The sequence below is a fragment of the Methylobacterium pseudosasicola genome (assembly GCF_900114535.1).
GTDB classification, from domain to species: Bacteria; Pseudomonadota; Alphaproteobacteria; order Rhizobiales; family Beijerinckiaceae; genus Methylobacterium; species Methylobacterium pseudosasicola.
In genome coordinates this window covers 78,289-96,549 of sequence record NZ_FOTK01000015.1, presented here as the reverse complement: position 1 = coordinate 96,549, position 18,261 = coordinate 78,289, and the positions used below count along the sequence as shown (strand labels likewise).

General features: G+C 69.7%; 13 protein-coding genes and 2 tRNA genes. 9 read left to right on the top strand and 6 right to left on the bottom strand.

What is annotated here, in order from left to right; all coding sequences use genetic code 11:
• Positions 1-90 precede the first annotated feature (90 nt).
• Positions 91-1,332: an acyl-CoA dehydrogenase family protein gene (locus BM228_RS15985; protein ID WP_092042217.1), complete on the bottom strand. Its 1,242-nt coding sequence runs from the start codon at positions 1,330-1,332 to the stop codon at positions 91-93.
• Between the two features lie 116 nt (positions 1,333-1,448).
• Here BM228_RS15985 and BM228_RS15980 point away from each other — a divergent pair, with 116 nt between their 5' ends.
• Positions 1,449-2,204 (top strand): response regulator, encoded by a 756-nt coding sequence (locus BM228_RS15980; protein ID WP_208612046.1) that lies wholly within the window; start codon positions 1,449-1,451, stop codon positions 2,202-2,204.
• Positions 2,201-3,622: an ATP-binding protein gene (locus BM228_RS15975; protein ID WP_092042215.1), complete on the top strand. Its 1,422-nt coding sequence runs from the start codon at positions 2,201-2,203 to the stop codon at positions 3,620-3,622. The genes BM228_RS15980 and BM228_RS15975 overlap by 4 nt, the downstream gene beginning before the upstream one ends.
• A 31-nt stretch (positions 3,623-3,653) precedes the next feature.
• Here the strand turns inward: BM228_RS15975 and BM228_RS15970 are convergent, their stop codons facing one another.
• On the bottom strand, positions 3,654-5,801 hold the full coding sequence (locus tag BM228_RS15970; protein ID WP_092042214.1) for a methyl-accepting chemotaxis protein: 2,148 nt from the start codon (positions 5,799-5,801) through the stop codon (positions 3,654-3,656).
• A gap of 411 nt (positions 5,802-6,212) precedes the next feature.
• Between BM228_RS15970 and rocF the strand changes: the two genes are divergently transcribed.
• The 4 genes from rocF (at position 6,213) to BM228_RS15950 (ending at position 9,188) form a co-directional block, all read left to right on the top strand.
• Positions 6,213-7,181: an arginase gene (gene rocF, locus BM228_RS15965; RefSeq protein ID WP_092042212.1), complete on the top strand. Its 969-nt coding sequence runs from the start codon at positions 6,213-6,215 to the stop codon at positions 7,179-7,181.
• Entirely contained in the window at positions 7,181-8,038 is an 858-nt protein-coding gene (locus tag BM228_RS15960; protein ID WP_092042211.1) for an urease accessory protein UreD, read from the top strand. Before rocF ends, BM228_RS15960 begins: the two co-directional genes overlap by 1 nt.
• 165 nt (positions 8,039-8,203) lie before the next feature.
• Positions 8,204-8,277, top strand: a tRNA-Cys gene (locus BM228_RS15955).
• A 644-nt stretch (positions 8,278-8,921) separates the two neighbouring features.
• On the top strand, positions 8,922-9,188 hold the full coding sequence (locus BM228_RS15950; RefSeq protein ID WP_092042209.1) for a hypothetical protein: 267 nt from the start codon (positions 8,922-8,924) through the stop codon (positions 9,186-9,188).
• A 273-nt stretch (positions 9,189-9,461) separates the two neighbouring features.
• Here BM228_RS15950 and BM228_RS15945 read toward each other — a convergent pair whose 3' ends face one another.
• Complete coding sequence (locus BM228_RS15945) at positions 9,462-11,150, bottom strand: methyl-accepting chemotaxis protein (RefSeq protein ID WP_092042208.1); 1,689 nt, start codon at positions 11,148-11,150, stop codon at positions 9,462-9,464.
• 859 nt (positions 11,151-12,009) lie between these two features.
• The gene (locus BM228_RS15940; RefSeq protein ID WP_092042206.1) at positions 12,010-13,689 is read right to left on the bottom strand and encodes a methyl-accepting chemotaxis protein; all 1,680 of its coding nucleotides are present in this window, start codon (positions 13,687-13,689) and stop codon (positions 12,010-12,012) included.
• 140 nt (positions 13,690-13,829) lie between these two features.
• Between BM228_RS15940 and BM228_RS15935 the strand changes: the two genes are divergently transcribed.
• The 3 genes from BM228_RS15935 (at position 13,830) to BM228_RS15925 (ending at position 14,790) form a co-directional block, all read left to right on the top strand.
• Positions 13,830-14,012, top strand: coding sequence for a hypothetical protein (locus tag BM228_RS15935; RefSeq protein WP_092042205.1), 183 nt, complete (start codon positions 13,830-13,832; stop codon positions 14,010-14,012).
• A gap of 187 nt (positions 14,013-14,199) precedes the next feature.
• Positions 14,200-14,275, top strand: a tRNA-Asn gene (locus tag BM228_RS15930).
• Between the two features lie 284 nt (positions 14,276-14,559).
• Entirely contained in the window at positions 14,560-14,790 is a 231-nt protein-coding gene (locus tag BM228_RS15925) for a hypothetical protein (RefSeq protein WP_092042203.1), read from the top strand.
• Positions 14,791-14,796: 6 nt separating this feature from the next.
• On the opposite strand, the gene BM228_RS15920 is transcribed toward BM228_RS15925, so the two are convergent.
• Together BM228_RS15920 and BM228_RS15915 are read right to left on the bottom strand one after the other, a co-directional pair.
• Positions 14,797-15,519 (bottom strand): response regulator, encoded by a 723-nt coding sequence (locus BM228_RS15920; RefSeq protein ID WP_092042201.1) that lies wholly within the window; start codon positions 15,517-15,519, stop codon positions 14,797-14,799.
• On the bottom strand, positions 15,516-18,233 hold the full coding sequence (locus tag BM228_RS15915) for a sensor histidine kinase (protein WP_092042199.1): 2,718 nt from the start codon (positions 18,231-18,233) through the stop codon (positions 15,516-15,518). Before BM228_RS15915 ends, BM228_RS15920 begins: the two co-directional genes overlap by 4 nt.
• Between the last annotated feature and the right edge of the window lie 28 nt (positions 18,234-18,261).

The window sequence follows — 18,261 nt, the reverse complement described above, 5'->3', positions numbered from 1 at the left end:
GATGCTGCGGCGCAAGAGAGATCCCGGTGAGGTAGCCGGACCGGACGGGGCGGGGAGTCCGGCTCGACGATTCGCCGCACGGGCGCGTGATCAGGCCACGGGGCGCGGCAGCATCCGGTCGCTGATGATCCGCCGCTGGATCTCGCTCGTCCCCTCGAAGATCGTGGTCAGGCGCGCGTCGCGCCAATAGCGCTCGACCCGGCGCTCGGTGGTGTAGCCGTTGCCGCCATGGAGCTGCATCGCCTGGTTGGTGACCCGCACGGCCATCTCGGTGGCCAAGAGCTTCACCATGGCGGATTCGCTCTCGGCTGCCTCGCCCTGATCGAGGAGATGGGCGACCTGATGCCAGAACGCCCGCGCCTGGGCGACCTCGGCGGCCATGTCGGCGAGCGCGAAGCGCAGGGCCTGGAAGTCGCCGATCGGGTGGCCGAACTGGACCCGCTCCTGCAGGTAGGCCTGGGTATCCTCCACGGCCGCCCGCGCCACGCCGACCGCGCGCGCCGCCGTGTGGACCCGGGCGATGTTGAGCCCGCGCTGGACCGAGGCGAAGCCACCGGAATCCGCATCCGCCCCCTGGTCGCCGTAGAGGCCGGTGAGCCGGTCGCTCTCGGGCACGCGCACACCGTCGAGGACGAGCTCGAAGGTCTGGAAGCCGTGATAGCCGATCTTGTCGATAACCCGGCCGGTCATGCCGGGCGGGAAGCTGTCCCGGTCCTTCACCACCAGGAACGGCTCCAGGCCGGCCGAACGCGATTCGCCGGGCTCCGGATCGCGTGTGCGGGCCAGGACCTCGACGAAGTCGGCACCCTTGGCGAAGCCCGCCCAGCGCTTGGTGCCCGTGAGGACCCAGTCGTCGCCGTCCCGCACCGCCCGGGTCTGCACCCCGGCGAGGTCGGAGCCGGCATTGGGCTCGGACAGGGAGATCGAGCCGATCCAGGCACCCTTGGCCGAGCGCCGCAGCAGGTCGGCCCGGCGCTCCGGGTCGAGGGTCTGGGTGCCAAGCCCCTGGCCGCGGGCCAGGATGCTGCCCACCGACAGCCAGGCCCGAGCCAGTTCCTCCGAGACGAGGCAGTATTCGAAGACGCCAAGTCCCAGGCCGCCCTGCGCCTCCGGGATCGTGATGCCGAACCAGCCCTTCTCGGCCATGGCGTCGATCAGCGACCTAGGCATCTCGGCCTTTTGCGGATCGAGTTCGTCGGCCAGCGGCAGCACCGTGTCGCGGGCGAAATCACGGGCCTCGGCCTGGAGCGCGGCTCGCGCAGGCGTGTGCCACGGCGAGGCCAGTTCGGGCGGCTTCGGCACGATCGGATCCGGCTTGGCCGCCTTGGTCATGGTCTCCCCCGCGTTTCCATCGCCGCCGCATGTACGGCTGAGCTGGAAACACGCGCTTACAAAATGGTTCCCGCGCGCATCTTCGAATAACGGCGGCTTCGGCGCATAATAACCTGATGACGCTCGCTGATCCGCTCGCCGATTCCCTCGCGATGAACGCACCCGCCACACCCCACATCCTCGTGGTCGAGGACGACCGGGAGATCTCGGCCCTCGTCGCCCGCTACCTGCGCGGCAACGATTGCCGTGTGACGCTGGCGGGCGACGGCATCGAGATGGACCGGGCGCTGGCGGAATCGCGCATCGACCTGATCGTCCTCGACCTGATGCTCCCGGGCGAGGACGGGCTCAGCCTGTGCCGGCGCCTGCGCGGCGCCTCGCAGATCCCGATCCTGATGCTGACCGCGAAGTCCGAGGAGGTGGACCGCATCCTCGGGCTCGAACTGGGCGCGGACGATTACCTCGCCAAGCCGTTCAACCCGCGGGAACTCCTGGCCCGGATCCGGGCGATCCTGCGCCGGGTCGCCGCCGAAGCGCCGGATTTGGACGAGCGCCGGCGCCTGCACTTCTCCGGCTGGACGCTGGACGTGTCGCTGCGGCAGGTGCTGTCGCCGGAGGGCGCCCGCATCGCCGTCACCGGGGCGGAGTTCGACCTGCTGCACGCGCTCTGCCTGCGGCCGGGCCGCGTGCTGTCGCGGGACCAGCTCCTCGACCTCACCCAGGGCCGCGCGGCCGGGCCGTTCGAGCGCAGCATCGACGTGCTGATCTCGCGTATCCGCCAGAAGATCGAGCGCGATACGCGCAACCCCGAATTCATCCGCACGATCCGCTCGGGCGGCTACCTGTTCACCCCCGAAGTGACCCGGTCATGAGCGCGCTTCCGAGGGCCATCGGACGCCTGCGCACCCGGCTGCGCCCGCAGAGCATCGCGGGCCAGATCGCCCTGCTGGTCGTGGCCGGGATTGCGGTGGCGCATGTGGTCGCCACCGCGGCGTTCCTGATCCTCCACGAACCGCAGAACCCGGACACGCTGCCGGGCGTCGCCGCAGGCCGGCTGTCCACGCTGGTCCGACTCCTCGACGAGGCGGACCCGGCCGCGCGGCCGGCCTTGCTGGCGAGCGGGCGCAGCCTGCCGCTGATCCGGGTCGAGGCCTGGGATGGGGCGGTGCCGCAGAACACGGCGCCCGTCCCCAATCTGCCGGTGATCAACCGCCTGCGTGTCGGTGCCGGCCGGCCTCTGACGGTCGTCGATCTGTCCACCCCCGCTTCGGGGCAGGAGCAGGCGGACGGGTTACTGCATATCGGGGTGGTCACGCCCAATGGGGCGGCCCTCCAGGCCACGCTGCCGAACGGCCCCCTGCGCCCGCCCCGGCAGGGCGCGCTGATCTTCACCGTGGTGTTCCTGGCGCTGACCCTGGCGCTGCTCTGCGTCTGGGCGACCCGGGCACTCACGGCACCGCTGGCGCGGCTGGCGGGCGCCGCCGAGGCCTTCGGCACCCGGGACGACCACGTCGCCCTGCCGGAGGCGGGACCCCGGGAAGTGATCGCCGTCTCCCGGGCGCTCGACCGGATGCGGGCGCGCGTGCGCCGCCTGATCGACGACCGCACCCAGATGCTGGCCGCGATCAGCCACGACCTGCGCACCCCGATCACCCGGCTGCGCCTGCGCGCCGAGTTCATCGAGGACGAGCACGCCCGCACCGCCACCCTGCGCGACCTGGAGCAGATGAACGGGCTGGTCGAGGCGGCGCTCTCCTTCGTCCGGGACGGACAGACCCGCGATGCCGGCAGCCTCGGCCTCGTGGACCTCGCCTCGGTGGTGCAGACGGTCTGCGACGACTTCTCGGATTTCGGCGCGCCGGTGAGCGTCGGGCGCAGCCGCCATGTCCTGGTGCAGGGCCGGCCGGAGGAGTTGCAGCGGGCGATCACCAATCTGGTGGACAACGCCGTCAAGTATGGCGGACAGGCGGAGGTCCAGATGGAGACCTCCGAGCGGGGCATCCGGGTCTGCGTGCTCGATCAGGGACCGGGCATCCCCGATTCGGAGCGCGACGCGATGCTGCAGCCCTTCGTGCGCGGCGACCGCGCCCGCAACCTCAACGAGGCCAGCGGCTTCGGCCTTGGTCTGTCGATCGTGCTGGCGATCGTCGAGGCGCATAACGGGCGGCTGATCCTGGAGAACCGGCGCGAGGGCGGCCTCTGCGCCGCCATCGAATTGCCCCTGGCCGCGCAGGTCTATGCGGGGCGGACGGCGCAATCGGCGTCGCCGCTGCCGGCCCGGGCGGCCTGAGACCGTCCGGGCCGGAGATTTACGGGTCGGATCAGGCCGCCCGGACGTTCTGCAGGAACTGGAAGACTTCCGCGCGCAACCGCTCCGACTGGGCCGCGAGGTCGTCCGAGGCCTGCGCCACCGAAGAGGCGGCCTGGCCGGCATCGCCGGCGACCCGGGCGACCTCGGCGATGTCGCTGGTCATCCCGCTGGTCCCGGTCGAGGCCTGCCCCATGCTGCGGACGATGTCTTGCGTGGTGACGCCCTGCTCCTCGACGGCGGCCGAGATGCTGGTCGAGACGTGGTTCATCGCCTCGATCTGAGACACGATCCCCTGGATCGCCTCGGAGACGCCGCCGGTCACCGACTGGATCGACGCCACCTGACGGCTGATCTCTTCCGTGGCCCGGCTGGTCTGAGTCGCGAGTTCCTTGACCTCGGCGGCGACCACCGCGAAACCGCGGCCGGCCTCACCGGCGCGGGCGGCCTCGATCGTGGCGTTGAGGGCGAGCAGGTTGGTCTGGCCGGCGATGGTCGAGACCATCCCGACCACGTCGCCGATGCGGGTGGCGGCGGCGGCGAGATTCGCCATCGTGCCCTCGGCCCGCTTGGCCTCGTCGACGGCCGTGGCCGACATGCCGGCGGCCTGCTCCACCTGGCGCCCGATCTCCTGCACGGTGGCGCCGAGCTGCTCGGCGGCGGCCGCGACGGCGTCGACATTGTCGGCGGTCTGGCGCGCGGCGCTGGCGACGCTGGTCGAGCGCTCGGAAGTGCCGGCGACGGCGATCCGCATGGTGCCGGACGCGCCCTGGAGCGCCGCGACGCCCTGGCTCAGCCCCTCAGCGATACCGCCGACCGAGCGCTCGAAGTCGTCGGCGAGGTCCCGCAGCATGACCCGGCGGGCCTGCTCCTCACGCATCCGGGCCGCCTCCGTTGTCTGGAGCTGCTGCGCCGCCTCCTGGAGCGACACGTCGCGGATGGTGACTACCGCGCGGGCGATGTCGCCGATCTCGTCCCGGCGCCGGCTGCCCGGCACATCCGTGAGGGCCTGGCGGTCGGCGAGCGCCTTAAGGGCGCGGGTGAGCGCACCGAGCGGCGACACGATCGAGCGCGCCAGCAGCATGCCTAGCAGGGCAGTTCCCCCGAGGACGCAGAGCCCGATCAAGAACAGGGTGCGCGAGAGCGCCTGCACGGCGTGGATCGCCTCGGCCTGCGACTGCTCCGCCACCACGGTCCAGGGCGCGCCCAGAACGCTGACCGAAGAGGCTGCCGCCATGTGGGGGCCGTCCGCGGCCGGGAAATCGAAGGTGCCGCCGGCCTTGAGGCTGTCCGCCGCGATCCCGAGGGGGGCGAGGCCGTCGCCGGCCTTCACCGCCGGGCTCAGCGGCGGATTGCTGCGCAGCCGTCCATCCGCACCGGCGGCCAGGACTTGGCCGGTCTCGCCGAGGCCGGTCCGCTTGGCCAGCGCCTGATCGAACAGAGCCGGCGTCACCCGCATGGCGATGAAGCCGATCCGCTCCGCCGCCTGGGCCGTGCCCATGGCGACGTTCGCCCGCTTGGTCATCGCCCGGCCGATGAAGGCCGCCGGCACGCCGTCCACCGGATAAGCTGCAAAGTCCTCGAACAGGACCGAGTTCGGGTCGGCGGCTTTGAGCCGCTCGACAAGGCGCGCCAGCGCCGTGCCCTTCAAGCCATCCTCCGCCACCGACTTGGCGAAGTCGCCGCTCTTGGTGGTGGTGTAGACGATGCGGCCGTCTTCATCGAGGAACAGCAGGTCGGCGTAGCCGGCCTGGGCGACGAGCTTGCGCGCCACCTCCTGAACCTTGACGTGCCGGCGCGCGTACATGCCGGTGCCGTCGAGCGCGACCCGCGCCTCGACGGTCGGCGGCGCCCGGAACGCCTCGACCAGTGCGGCGGTGTCGGGCTTGGCCGGGTCGAGGGTCTCGATCAGGTCGGGGAAGTTCGAGACGATCTGCGGATGCGCCGCCGCAGCGAGGAAATCGGCCTGCATCCGGTCCGCCACCAGCTCGATCCCGTCCCGGCGCGCGGCGGCAGCGAGCTGCAGGCGCTCGTTCGCCGCGTCGATCAGGCCGGACTTGGCAGAGTACCAGCTGAAGCCACCCATCGCGGTGGCGCTGAGCAGCGCCAACCCGATCGTCATCGCCGGTAGGCGCGCACTCAGCCGCGAAAGCATCACCATGACAGGCCTATAACGTCTTCAGATGGACAACCTCGCACAACCTTAGGGCAATGCCACTAAAATCCGGTAAACGAATATGAAGTTAATAATTTTATTGCGCAAAGATTGATCCAGTCGAATGTCAGATCCGCCAATATTTACTGGAGCAGCGCCCTTACAACGGAGCGGATTGCTCTAGATGACGTGCCAGTCTCGCATGAATACCGCCCGCGAAAATCAATACGGCGCGCATGAGCTCCATGCCGGCCCGCCACTCCGGCCCCGTCCAGCCGACGCCGTCCCACCGATGAATGCGCGGCCCAGCGCTTGCTGGCGATCGGACGGCGCGGATGCGAATCGTTGGCCTGCTCCGCCGAGTCCGCCTAAGCATCGGGCGAGCGCCAAAACCTTCACCTGGACCCAGAGGACCGGATGACGAGCGAGACCAACCGCGCGGACGCGCGCCGGATCGCGCTGATCGGGGCGCCGATCGAGGTCGGCACCAGCGAGCCCGGCGCGCTCATGGGGCCGGCGGCTTTGCGCACGGCCGGGCTCGTCCGGACCCTGTCGGATCTCGGCCACACCATCGTCGACCACGGCGATGTCGCGCCGGACGGGCCGGCCGACGGGCGCGGCCTGCAAGCCGTCGCGGCCTGGACCCGCGCCCTGTCCCGGGCGGTGGAGGCCGCCTTCGCGGCAGGGACGGTGCCGCTCGCCGCCGGCGGTGACCACAGCCTGTCCCTCGGCTCGGTGGACGGGGCGATGCGCCACTGCGCCCGGGAGGGCCGGCCGCTCTTCGTGCTCTGGCTCGACGCCCATGCCGATTTCAACACGCCGGAGACCTCGCCCTCGGGCAACGTCCACGGCATGCCGCTGGCGGCGCTCTGCGGCGAGCCGGGCTTCCCGAGCCTGTTCGCCGAGCCGGTGCCCGCGCCGCTGCCGCCGGAGAACGTCCACCTGTTCGGCCTGCGCTCCATCGATGCCGGCGAGCGCGCCCTGGTGACCGCCCGCCGGGTCGGCGTCACCGACATGCGCACCATCGACGAATTCGGCGTCGTCGCCCCCCTGCGGCGGGTGCTCGACCGAGTGGCGCGGGAGGGCGCGCATCTGCATGTCAGTCTCGATGTGGATTTCCTCGACCCGTCGATCGCTCCCGGGGTCGGCACCACCGTCCCGGGCGGCGCGACCTTCCGCGAGGCGCATCTGATCATGGAGATGCTGCACGATTCCGGCCTCGTCCGATCCCTCGACGTGGTCGAGCTGAACCCGTTCCTCGACGATCGGGGGCGCAGCGCCCGGGTTCTGGTCGAGTTGGTGGCAAGCCTGTTCGGCCGGCGGATCCTGGATCGGCCAACCCCCGCGATCGAAGCGGTATCGAGCGATCAGACCGGCCGCCGCTGATGGCGCGCGGCCGAGGCGAGACTCCCGATCCCTCCGAGGCACCGGCCCGGCAGCGCTCGGACGGGCGTGTCCACCTGCGCGCCGGGCCGGTCGGCGGCGTCGGCTCGACCCGGATCCTCGATCTCGCCGAATCCGGCCCGTCACGGCTGCGCTTTCCCCGCGGGGAGGGGGCGCTGGAGGCCGTGCTGGTCAACACCGCCGGCGGGGTCGCGTGCGGCGACGCCTTCACGATCGCCCTCGACCTCGCCCCGGGGGCGGACCTCGTGCTGACCACCACGGCAGCGGAAAAAATTTATCGCTCGGACGGGCCGGTGAGCCGGATCGAGAACCGCGTCACCCTGGGGGAGGGGGCCCGGCTGGCCTGGCTGCCGCAGGAGACGATCCTGTTCGATCGCGCCCGGGTGCGGCGGCGCTTCGAGGCCGACTTGGCCGAAGGCGCCACCCTGCTCGCGGTCGAGATCGTGGCCTTCGGCCGCGCCGCCCGGGGCGAGCGGATCAGCGCCGGGCTGTTCGCGGATGCCTGGCGCGTTCGCCGGGCCGGGCGGCTCGTCTACGCCGACAGTTTTTGTCTCGATGGCCCGATCTTCGATCTTCTCACGCGACCGGCGATCGGCGGCGGCGCCCGGGCCTGCGCGACCCTGCTCGACGTCTCCGACGGCGCCGAAGGCCGCCTGGAAGAAGCCCGCGCCCTCTTGGAGGAAGCCGCCGTGCCGGGAATTGAGGGGGCGGCGAGCGCCTGGAACGGGCATCTCGTCATCCGCGCCCTGTCGGATGCGGTCGGCCCCCTCCGCGGCCTCGTCGCCCGCGTCCTGGCCTCCTATCGCGATCGGCCGATGCCCCGGGTTTGGCAGAGCTGAGGCGCGCGGCGCCGGACCGAAACACCTGACGGCCCCGACCCAGATCATATTCCCGCGCAGAAGCCGCATCGCGACCGTTGCCTGCCGCCACCGACCTCTGCTAGAGACGCCCACCCGGAGCCGGCCGTCAGGCTCCGAGGGCGACGCCGCGGCGTCGCGACGAGGGGCCTCGTGGCGGAGTGGTTACGCAGAGGACTGCAAATCCTTGCACCCCGGTTCGATTCCGGGCGAGGCCTCCATATTCCCTCTAATATCCTTGAAATTACGGCGTTTCGTGCCTGTGATGAGGGTTCTTTGCCGCTTCAGGCTGGAACCCTGGGCCGCCCGGACTTGGCATGCATATGGTTGTCGAGCTGCCGCTTTCCGCAGCCCGTGGGTGACACATTCATCCGACAGCCCGGCCGCCTCGATGGCATCCGCCATGTTGTCGCCGAGCGCCGTGTAAAGATGAGCGTCGGCCCACGGGGCTCGGCAGCCAGCGTGTCGAACAGATCGTCATGCGGCGGGAGGTCCAGCTTCGTACCGGTCTTGGCCTGCGTGACTGAAATGAACCGCCCTCGAGTTTGACATCGGCTCCTTCCATGCGCGCCACATCCGAGACACGCTGACCGCATCGCCGATGCTGAAAAAGGCAAGTCTTGGAGTATTATTTCCGAAATTATTATTTACTGGAAATAATATCTCAATTTATATTGCGATATGGCCGGATAAATATAAATATTTTTTAAAACACACACAATTCCCTCTGATTACAGACATTCACTGCGGAAAAGATAAATTTATTCTATGGTGCCTCATTGAATCGGAGAACAACTTGAGGCAGACGAAGGAACGGGCATTGCCGAAGAAAGATTTCTAGACGATCCGAAGAACTCAATTTGCCATGAGCTTGCTTGAAGCCGAAAAGAAAGCCGAAGAGCGCAGAAAAGTTGTGGCGAACGAGCGCGCCAAGCTTACGGCTTCCTACGTCAACACGGTCGCAGGCTCCGTTTTCGGCATCGGCGGCCTGGCCCCTATTTTTGCTGTCCTCTACGCGGCCGGAACGCCGAGCGTTCCTGTGTGGGTCGTGATCGGCATTTCCCTTGTTTGCTCCGCCGCGAGCGTGTCCCTACATATTGCTGCGCGCAGGTACCTCCGGGAGCTGGTGTGATGCCGTACCTTGATATCATCGCCCTGCTGATTGCGCCGGTCGCGGCCCTCGCTCTCGGCTTCGGCGCGATCCGATATGCCCGGTGGGCCGATCGGCGGCCATGATCACTCCGCTCATCCCGGATCCGGCGTGCCCGGCGACACCCCTCGCTCTCGCGTATACACGTCCTGATTCGCCAGGCGCGCCGGCTGGACGCGCAGCTGCTTAGGTGCTTGGCGGCGCTCGCCATGACGGCGCAGCATACCTAGCCGAGCGATCGACCCGGCCTCCGGATCAGGCCGCCGCGACCTGAGCCAGAAACGTCTCGATCGCCCGCTGCAGGCTGTGTGTCCCGGCATTCACCTGCAGGGCGCTCTGTCGGACATGCGCCGCCTGCTGCTCGTTCGAGGCCGCGGTGGCGCGCACGCCCGCCACGCTGTCCGAGACCTTGCGGGATTCCAGCGCCGCGCTGGTGATCGCGCGGGCGATCACCTGGCTCGACTGCCCCTGCTGGTCGGCCGCGACCGCGACCTCGGAGGCGATGGAGCTCATCTGCGCGATCGTCTGCCCCACCGTGCCGATCGACCCGATCGCCCCGACCGTGTCGGCGGCCGCCGCCTGGATCGCCCCGATGTGATGGGCGATGCGGTCGGTCGCCTGCGCGGTCTGCGCCGCCAGATCCTTGACCTCGGTGGCGACCACGGCGAAGCCGCGTCCCGCAGCTCCGGCCCGTGCCGCCTCGATCGTGGCGTTAAGGGCCAGCATGTTGGTCTGTGCGGCCACAGCGCGGATCAGCGCGATCACGGTCCCAGCCTCGTCGGCCGCCTGCGACAGGGTCGTCACCGTCGCCACCAGCCCCTGCGTGTCGGAGAGCGCCGTCGAGGCGATCGTGCTCGTATGCCGGACCTGGTTCTCGATCTCCCGGGCCGCGACCGACAGCTCCTCGGCGGCGCTGGCGATGCTGACGACGACGCCGGCGGTCTGGTCGGACGCCTCCGCGGCGACGGCCACCTGTGCGGTCGTCTCGCCGGCAAGGCCGGAGAGCGCGTCGGCCGAGGCCTGCATGGCTTCCGCCAAGGCGGCGAGATCCGCCACGGTCCGATGCGTCTCGCTCTCGAAGGCCCGGGTCGCCGCGGCCATCCGCTCGGCCCGGACGAGGTCCCGCGCGGTGCGAGCCCGCGCGTCGCCGTCGAGGGTGCGCTTCTCGATCATCGCACCCTGGAACGCCGCGATGGTGTGGGCCATCTGGCCGATCGCGTCCTGCCGGTCGGTGAACGGGACCACGTTGTCGAGCCGATCGGCCGCCAGGGCCTGCATCGCGGATTTCAGCCTGGCCAAGGGCCGCTGGACCTGTGCGACGATGATCCAGATCGCGGCGAGCAGCCCGAGGGCGAGCGCCACCGCCGGCACCACGATCAACGCGATGATCGCCCGGCTCTGCTCCAAGGTCGCGACCGCGCGCTGATCGTTGAGGCGGCCCAGCACCTCGCGGCCGAGCGAGCCGATCTCCGCGATCATGCGCTCGCGGTTCTTCACCGTCGCCTCGTCGGTGGCCTGGATCAGGGCAGCCTTCGGCGAGATGGTCAGGCCGAGCTCCGCCGTCTCGGTCTGGTAGGCGACGAACTCCTTCACGAACAGATCGAACTTGCGCCGGCGCTCCGGCGCCAGGTGATGCTCCATCGCCTCCAGGAACGGCCCCCGGACCTGCTCCACCGCCGCCAGAGCCTCCTGCAAGGTGGAGAGGCGCGTGCGCGCCTCGTTGGTGTCTGCGGCGGTGTAGAGCGCCGTGGCCTGCACGACCGCGTGCTCGATCGCCTGGCCGAGCGCACCGGCCTGGAGGCCGGCGTTCCAGATTCGGTCTGTGGCGGCGGCGCGCTCCTGCTCCCACAGCGACTGACGCACGGCGAAGGCCGAAATGCCGACCGCGACGAAGCCCAGCAGGCCGACGACCGCCGCTAGCTTGAAACCGAAAGAATTGCGCATCTGAAATACGGGATCCTTCTCAATCGTACCGACGCGCGATGACGCCGTCGCAATGCAATGTATCGATGGGTGCGTATGCGATCCCGGGACGATCCGGGGGTGCGTAGGGAAGCGCGTCCGAGCCTCAGACGCTCGAGAGGGCGTCCGTCGAACGCGGATCATCCGAGACGATGCGGATCGGCTATCCGCAGGACGACGCCTGAGCCCGCTTGGCATGGCGCGGGCAGCGATGACGGGATAACTCCGTCGGACTTGCGATCGACAATGTAGACATGGGTAGGAAAGTCAGGTCGGCTAGGCTGATTTCAGCACGCCTATAGAGATAACGCTACAAACCTTTCCCCGTCAATACACGCAAAAGTTGTCAATATTTGGGGATTGCGTTGATAAATATCCGCTGAATTTTAATGCGCGTTGCTTTACAATATTGACCATCGCCATTTCTGCGAACGGTCAAACAACAGACGCCGAATTGGAATGCGGAACCGGCAACATCCGCGCCCTACGCCTTTGAGTTTCGCGTTCCGGGATATTGCTATCGGGATGAGGCGCGGCCGAAGGATTGAGCAGCGTGGCCCGCTCACCGGCGGAGGCGACCGGGATCGGCCTGCGCACCGGGTGGCCGGAGCGGTGCCTGACAGGGCGGCGTCGAAGAAGGAGGGCCGCTCGGCCATATCGGCTTAAGCGCGCGTCGCCGAAGCGGATGCCGGTTCGGCGACGGCGAGCGGGCCACATCAGAGGCCCAGTAACATCAAAAGCTTGGACCTGTTCCCGATCGTGACGCGGCCGGGAACGGGTCCAGCGCGCGCCGAAACGCGCTCGCCCCATCCTCGACCGCGTCGAGACGCAGCGATGCGCCTCAGGCGGCGTGCACCTGCCCCAGGAAGGTCTCGATCGCCTCTTGCAGAGTCCGGGTCCCGGTGCTCACCCGGGAGGCGCTACCCCGGACCTGCTCGGCCTGGACCTCGTTGGAGGCCGCCGCCGCGCGCACGCCCCCGACGCTCTCCGAGACCTTGTGGGAATCCGCCGCCGCACCCGCGATGGCCCGGGCGATTTCCTGGCTGGCGGCGCCCTGCTGATCCGCGGCCTGCGCCACCTCGGAGGCGATGACGCTCATCCGGGCGATGGTCTCGCCGATCGACGCGATGGCACTGACCGTGTTGGAGGCGGCCCCCTGGATCGACCCGACCTGCCCGGTGATGCGGTCGGTGGCGAGCGCCGTCTGGCCGGCGAGCGCCTTCACCTCCGCGGCCACCACGGCGAAGCCGCGTCCTGCGGCCCCGGCTCGGGCGGCCTCGATCGTAGCGTTGAGGGCGAGCAGGTTGGTCTGCTCGGCCACCGTGCGGATCAAGGTGACGACCGCATCGATCTCCGCGGCCGCCTGCGACAGGGTGGAGACCGTGAATTCCAGCTGCTTGGTATCGGTGAGGGCTGTCGCCGCGATCTCACTCGTGTGCCGCACCCGCTCCTCGATCTCTCGGGCGGAGGCGGCGAATTCCTCGGCGGCGCCGGCGATGCTGTCGACGATGTCGGCGGTCTGGCTCGAAGCGCCCGCCACCACGGAGGCCCGGGCCGCCATGTCTCCGGCGGTGCCGGTGAGCGTCGCGGCCGCCTCCTGCATCGATTCCGCCGATCCGGCGAGGTCCGCCACCGCGCGATGCGTCTCGCCCTCGAAGGCGCGGGTCGCCGCGGCCAGTTGCTCCGCCCGGACGCGGTCGCGGTCGCGACGTGCCTGCGCCTCGGCGTCGAGCCCGCGCTTCTCAAGCAGGGCGGTCTGGAAACCCGCGATGGCGGCGGCCATCTCGCCGATCTCGTCCCGGCGCTGGGTGAACGGGATGGTGCGGCCGAGATCGTTGGCGGCCAGGGCCGTCATGCTGGTCTTGAGACGGTCGAGGGGCCGCCGGACCTGGGTGAAGATGATCCAGATCGCCGCGAGCAGTCCTAGGGCGAGCGCGATGGCCGGTACGACGATCAGCGCCAGGCGGGCCTGGCGGCGATCCGCGGCGTCGGCGGCGCGCCGCTCGTTGAGACGCGCGAGTACCTCGCGGCCGAGCACGCCGATCTCCGTGACCATGTGCTCGCGGTTCTTCACCGTGGCCTCGTCGGTGGCCTGGATCAGCGCGGCCTTGGGCGAGATCGTCAGGCCGAGCTCGGCCGTGTCGGTCTGGTAGGCGATGAATTCCTTCACGAAAAGGTCGAACCGGCGGCGCCGCTCCGGCGGCAGCTGATCCTCCATCGCTTCCAGGAACGGCACCCGGACCTGTTCCACCGCCGCCAGGGCGTCGTGAAGCGCCGACAGGCGCGTGCGCGCCTCCGTGGTGTCCTCGGCGGTGTAGAGCGCCGTGGCCTGCACAACCGCGTGCTCGATCGCCTGACCCAGGGCGCCCGCCTGGAGGCCGGCGTTCCAGATCTTGTCCGTGGCAGCCGCGCGCTCCTGCTCCCACAACGATTGCCGCACGGCGAAGGCCGAAATGCCGACCGCCACGAAGCCGAGCAGGCCGACGACCGCGGCCAGCTTAAGGCCGAGAGAGATGCGCATGAGAAGGAGACCGGTTTCCGGGCGAATCGATGGAACGATCTAATATAGCAACGCTTGCGTCCGTGTTAAATATAGCCGGCAAACACGAGTGGCATAGATTTCAGACTACACGTTTATCGCTGTACTTTCTTGGAATAAATGTGGAATATGATTACAAAGATCGCGAAAAAATCTTCGATCGTCGCAACGTCTCAGCGGCAGCAAACCTGACCTTCGCGGCGCGATCCGACCGGCTCGGACGAGGCACGCCAGGATCGCGCCACGCGGGCGGCGACCGGGAGGGCGATCCGGGACCGACCGAGGCCGACGGGCTGGAACTGTGACGCCTCCAGGGGCACCAAGCCCCGACCGCGAACCAAATGTTGCACCAGAGCAACACCCCTGCGGGTTGAGCGCCGGCAAACCACCTCGCCAGGCAGGCCGCAGAGGGGGCGCCTTCACGAACCGCGTCGATCGCGCGATTCAGGGTCTTGCGTCCCGCGATCCCGGTGTGTAGAGACCCGCTCGTGATCCCCGATAGCTCAGTTGGTAGAGCAGGCGACTGTTAATCGCCTTGTCGCAGGTTCGAGTCCTGCTCGGGGAGCCATCAGCCTTCTAACATCCTCAGAACGTTGCGTTTCTAGCTTTCGCTCCCGCACCGGGTTGCGAGGTTCGGGGACAGCGCTCGCGTGTCAGTGGTCGCATCGTTCGGCAGCGCTGTTCGTCTCGACATCACAGGGCGGCAAGACCCGTTCCGGGACGGCCGCGCCCGGCTGCGGATCCTAACGAGACGCTGATGCGATCGGCCCCGTTTGCCCCTCGAACCCTCATGCGTCCCGGCCCAGCTTGAGGGCGCGGTCCTTGGAGGATCGCGCGAACCCCAGACATCCAATGTCGCCCATCATCCACGTCACCACCCCCGTCATCGCCCCGGCGGGGGAGGCCGCCCGGTTCGTCGTCGGGCAGGATCCCGAGGGCCATTGGGTGGCCATCGAGATCCATGGGCGGGCCGGCGGGTTGTTTCGGAGTCGGGAGGCGGCGTTCGATTATGCGGTGGGCGAGACCGGGCACCGCCCGGATGCCGTGCAGCTCTCCGCCGAGCGGATCGCGTTGCAGTTGTGAAGCGCGTCAGCGCCCGCTTTCCCCAATGGGCGGCCTGAGGGTCGGCTCGTCGTCGGGGGCGCGCAGGCGATAGCCGACGCCGGTCTCCGTGAGGAGGAGGCGCGGCCGCTCGGGATCGGCCTCCAGCTTCTGGCGGAGCTGGCGCATGTAGACCCGCAGGTATTGTGGGTCGGAGGAGACCGAGACCGCCTGCATCAGCTGTGCGTGGGTCAGCACCTTGCCGGCATGCATCACCAGCACGCGGAGAAAATCGTATTCCCGCGGGGTGAGCTTCACCTCGACATCGTCGACCTTCACGATCCGCCGCACGAGGTCGATCGAGAGTCTTTCGACCCGGAAGATCGGGCGCTCGCCCTGGACGGCCAATTGGTGGCGCAGGGCGGCGCGCAGACGGGCCAGCAGCTCGGCCATGCCGAAGGGCTTGGTGACGTAGTCGTCGGCGCCGAGATCCAGCGCTTCGACCTTGCCGCCCTCGTCGGTGCGGCTCGACAGCACCACCACGGGAAGCTCCGGATGGCGCGCCCGGATCGTGCGCAGCAGGTCGTGGCCGCGCATGTCCGGCAGGCCGAGATCGAGGATGACGAGGTCGACCCGGTCGCGGCCCAGCACCTCCAGGGCAGCGGTGGCGTTGGGCGCCTCCAGGATGGCGTAGCCCTGGGTGGAGAGGCCCGTGCGCAACAATTTCCGGATCGGCGGCTCGTCGTCGATGACCAGGATGGTCGGGCTCATGCGGCGATGTCCTTGGGCGCGATTCGGGCCGGGACCGGCAGCGTCACGGTGAAGACGGCGCCGCCGCGGTCGCGCCGGTTGGCGGCAGTGACGGTGCCGCGCATGGCCTCGACGAAGCCGCGGGCGATGGCGAGCCCCAGCCCGGTGCCGGCCCGGACCCGGTCGCTCTTGCGCACCCGGTAGAACTTGTCGAACACGCGCTCGACGTCAGCCTCGGGCAAGCCGTCGCCCTCGTCGAGAATGTCGAGGCGCACGAAGGCCCCCTCCCGTCGGCCCCGGACCGTGACGGTGGAACCCGCCGGAGCGTATTTGGCGGCGTTGTCGAGCAGGTTGAACAGCACCTGCTCGAACAGGACCGGGTCGAGCCGCAGCACCGGCAGGTCGGAGGCCAGATCGACCGCGACGCGATGATCGGCCAGCACCGCCTCGACCCGGCGCAGGGCCGTGTCGACGGTCTCGGCGACGTCCTGCGGGGCGAGGTTCGGGGCGACGGCGCCGGCCTCCAGGCGGGTCATGTCGAGCAGGTTGGCGATGAACCGGTTCAGCCGCTCGGATTCCGCGATGATCGTCGCCAGCAGGTCAGCCTTGGCCTCGGGGGCGAGGTCGGCATCGAGGTCGCGCAGGGTGCTCGCCGCCCCGAGCACGGAGGCCAGGGGAGTCCGCAGGTCGTGGCTGATCGAGGTCAGGAGCGCCTGGCGCAGGCGGTCGGTCTCGGCGGCGCGCTCGGCCCGGTCGAGATCCTCCACCAGCCGCACCCGCTCGATGGCGAGCGCGCCCATATCGGCGAGCGCGTCGAGCAGGCGGCGTCCCTCCGGGGTCAGGATCGGCCCGGCGCCGTCCGCGTCGAGGCCGATTACCCCGATCGTGCCGCGCCCGGTTCGCAGCGGCAGGAACAGCCGCTTGGCGCCGGGCAGGGTGTCGGCACCGCGCCCGGCCGGGCGGTCGTTGTCGAAGGCCCATTGGGCCGCCGCGAGGTCGGCGGCGTCCAGCCGATCCTCCGGCGGGTAGCCGGCCCGCACGGTGACGGCCTTGCCGTCGGGCAAGAGCAGGACCACCCGGACCCTCAGCATGGCGGCCACCTGCGCACAGGTCGCCCAGAGCACGTCGTCCAGGGTGCCGCAGCCCGCGAGCTTGCGCGAGAATCCGAACAGCCGCTCGGTAGACTTGGCCCGCCCCTGGCTTACCATCGCGATCCGGCGGGCGCGGGCGGCGAGGTTCGAGACCAGCACGGCGACCAGGGTGAACAGCAGGAAGGCGGCGATGTTGGTCGGGTCGGCGATGGTGAAGGTGTAGACCGGCGGCAGGAAGAAGAAGTTGTAGGCGAGCGAGGCCGAGACGACGGCTGCCAGGGACGGTCCGAGCCCCCAGCGTACCGCCACGGCGACCACGCCGGTCAGCAGCATCAGGTCGGCATTCTCGAGGCCAGTATAGGGCTGGAGCAGCAGCGCCGCGCCGAGAGCCGCCGCGGTCGCGAGCAGGGCCATCAGGTAGGGGCCGGGGGCGACAGTCGCGGCCGGGGCGGCGGTGGCCACCGACCGGCGCGATGGCGCCTCCGCCGGCACGGCCTCGCCCGGCACCACGTGCACGCTGATATTGCCGCTGCGGCGCACGAGGTCGTGCACAACGGAGCCGTTCACCAGCTCGAACAGCCAGGAACGCGCCGCCTTGCCGACCACGATGTGGTTGACGTTGGCCGAGCGCGCATAGGCCAGGATGTCGTCGGCAACGCGCCGGCCGCCCGGCAGGGTGACGGCGTCGCCCCCGAGCCGGTCGGCCAGCCGCAGGGTCTCGGCGATCCGGTCGCGCTCCGCCTCGCTGCGGGCCCCCGCCCGCGGTGCCTCGATGAACAGGGCCGTCCAGGGGGCGTGCAGCCGGTCGGCGACGCGCTTGGCGTAGCGCACGAGGCCGGCCGAGCGCGGATCCTCGCTGATGCAGACCAGCACCCGCTCGCCGGCGCTCCAGGGCCCCGCGATGGCGTTGGCCTGCATGTGGCTGAGCAGTTCGTCGTCCACCCGGTCGGCGGTGCGGCGCAGGGCGAGCTCGCGCAGGGCTGTGAGGTTGCCCCGGGAGAAGTAGTGCCTCAGGGCGCGCTCGGCGTTCGTCGGGACGTAGACCTTGCCGTCCTTCAGGCGCTGGATCAGGTCGTCCGGGTTGAGGTCGACCACCTCGATATCGTCCGCCCGGTCCAGGATGCCGTCCGGCACGGTCTCGCGCACGCGGATGCGGGTGATCTGCGCCACCACGTCGTTGAGGCTCTCGACATGCTGGATGTTGAGCGTGGTGTAGACGTCGATGCCGGCGTCGAGCAGCTCCTCGACATCCTGGTAGCGCTTCGGGTGGCGCGAGCCCGGCGCGTTGGTGTGGGCGAGCTCGTCGACCAGCGCCAGGGCGGGACTGCGGGCCAGCAGGGCGTCGAGGTCCATCTCGTCGAGATGGGTGCCGTGATAGGGCACGGCGCGGCGCGGGATGATCGCGAAGCCGTCGAGCAGGGCCTCGGTCTCGGCCCGGCCGTGGGTCTCGACGACGCCGACCACCACGTCCAGGCCGGCCTCCCGCTTGGCGCGGCCGATGGTCAGCATTTCGTAGGTCTTGCCGACCCCGGGGGCGGCCCCCAGAAATACCTTCAGCCGGCCGCGGGTGCGCGCCTCCCGCCGCGCCGCTTCGAGCAGCGCCTCGGGGGTGGGACGGGTCGGATCGCGGCCGGTCTCGGGCATGGGTTTTCGGGGGCGTCACGCGACGGGT